At 58.0% G+C, this 1,963-nt stretch carries 3 protein-coding genes; all 3 read right to left on the reverse strand.

From position 1 onward, the window contains the following. The coding region (locus OQK_RS09910) for a sulfate ABC transporter substrate-binding protein (RefSeq protein ID WP_038861165.1) at positions 1-994 on the reverse strand (994 nt) is incomplete at its 3' end. A gap of 143 nt (positions 995-1,137) precedes the next feature. Next, positions 1,138-1,320: a sulfur starvation response protein OscA gene (gene oscA, locus OQK_RS09915; protein ID WP_016772247.1), complete on the reverse strand. Its 183-nt coding sequence runs from the start codon at positions 1,318-1,320 to the stop codon at positions 1,138-1,140. A gap of 298 nt (positions 1,321-1,618) precedes the next feature. Continuing rightward, on the reverse strand, positions 1,619-1,963 hold a 345-nt coding region (locus OQK_RS31145), incomplete at its 5' end, for an EAL domain-containing protein (RefSeq protein ID WP_038860812.1).

Below are 1,963 nucleotides of genomic sequence, written 5' to 3' on the forward strand. Positions count from 1 at the left end.
GGTCGAACACGCCGCCGTCGTTGAAGAATTTCGGCTGCGCGGATTTCCAGCCGCCGAAGTCCTTGTCGATGGTCACCAGTTCCAGTTTCGGGAACTGCTGTGCGTACTTGGCCGCTACGTCCTTGTCACGTGGACGATAGAAGTTTTTCGCGGCGATTTCCTGGCCGGCCGGGCTGTACAGATGCTTGAGGTAGGCTTCGGCGATCTGCGCGTTGCCCTTCTTCTCGGCATTCTTGTCGACCACCGCCACGGGTGGTTCGGCGAGGATCGACAGCGACGGCACGACGATGTCGAACTTGTCTGCGCCGCCGTCTTCTTTCAGCGCCAGAAACGCTTCGTTTTCCCAGGCTAGCAATACGTCACCCTGACCGTTGTTGACGAAGGTGATGGTCGAACCACGGGCGCCGGTGTCAAGGATCGGCACGTGCTTGAACAGGGTTTGTACGTATTCCTTGGCCTTGGCTTCGTCACCACCGTTGGCTTTCAGGCCATAGGCCCACGCAGCAAGGAAATTCCAGCGCGCGCCACCCGAAGTTTTCGGGTTCGGCGTGATCACCGAAACGTCGTTCTTGACCAGATCGCCCCAGTCCTTGATGCCTTTCGGGTTGCCCTTGCGCACCAGGAACACGATGGTCGAGGTGTACGGCGTGCTCGCTTCCGGCAGACGCTTCTGCCAGTCGGCGGGCAGGCTCTTGCCGAGCTTGGCGATTTCGTCGATGTCGCCAGCCAAGGCCAAGGTCACCACGTCAGCCCGCAGACCGTCGATCACCGCACGGCCCTGCTTGCCCGAACCGCCATGGGACTGCTGGATTTTCACCGTGTCGCCGGCATGATCCTGCTGCCAGAACTTGATGAATTCGGCGTTGTATTCCTGATACAGCTCCCGCGTCGGGTCATACGACACGTTGAGCAGCTCGTAATCCTTGGCAACGGCGGAACCGGCAAACACGGCACTGGCCAGCGCGGCCAAAGCATAACGGCGAATCGACGACATGGTGAAAGCTCCTGGAATTCCTGGTGGTGGCTTGTTCTTATGTATTTCGGAAATTGTGGTGCCGTTTCAAAGATCGCAACCTTCGGCAGCTCCTACACACACAGCCCCCTGTAGGAGCCGCCGCAGGCTGCGATCTTTTGATCTCAGCCCGGTTGCTTACCGGGTTGCTGCAAACGGAATTTCTGTTTGCGTTCGATCTGTACGACTTGCGCGTTGTGCACAGTGATCTCCACCGCGCCGAACCGCAGATCGCGCAGGGCGCTCTGGATTTCCCGCAAGATGGTGCTTTCGTCCTGACCGTCAACGCTGCGAAGGGATGCGCTCATGGTGCTGCTCCTTTGAAGGGGGTTTGCCTGGCAGTGGGCGGCACTGCGTTCGGCGTGGGAGCAATATAAGAGAGGCAGGGATATTCTTAAAAAGACTATTTAAGAATGTTTATATAACCAAAAAATAATATGAGAAAGGGCAAGGGGTTTGCGCTGATTTAAAATCGTCAAGAGCACTTGTGGCGAGGGGATTTATCCCCGTTGGACTGCGTAGCAGTCCCATTTCTTGGGGCCGCTACGCGACCCAACGAGGATAAATCCCCTCACCACAAGGTCGGTGATAGCCAGATAGGTCTTTTCAGCCAATCAACGGCGTTTTCGCCCAATCAAGCCGATCCGCAGACACCGGCCGCCCAAACCAGTAGCCCTGCCCCAGATCGCATTCCTGCGCCAACAGAAATGCCGCCTGCTCAGCCTGCTCGATCCCCTCGGCATGCACCTGCATACCCATGCTCCGCGCCAGCGCGATGATCACCCGGACAATCGCCACGTCATCCTCATCCCACGGCAACCCGGCGACGAAGCCCTGATCGATCTTGAGTTTCTGCACCGGCAGGCGCTTGAGCCGCAGCAACGACGAATATCCGGTGCCGAAATCATCGATGGCCAGACGCACACCCAGTTCGCGCAAGCGATGCATCTG

The sequence above is a fragment of the Pseudomonas sp. R62 genome, from assembly GCF_000257605.1.
GTDB lineage: Bacteria > Pseudomonadota > Gammaproteobacteria > Pseudomonadales > Pseudomonadaceae > Aquipseudomonas > Aquipseudomonas atacamensis.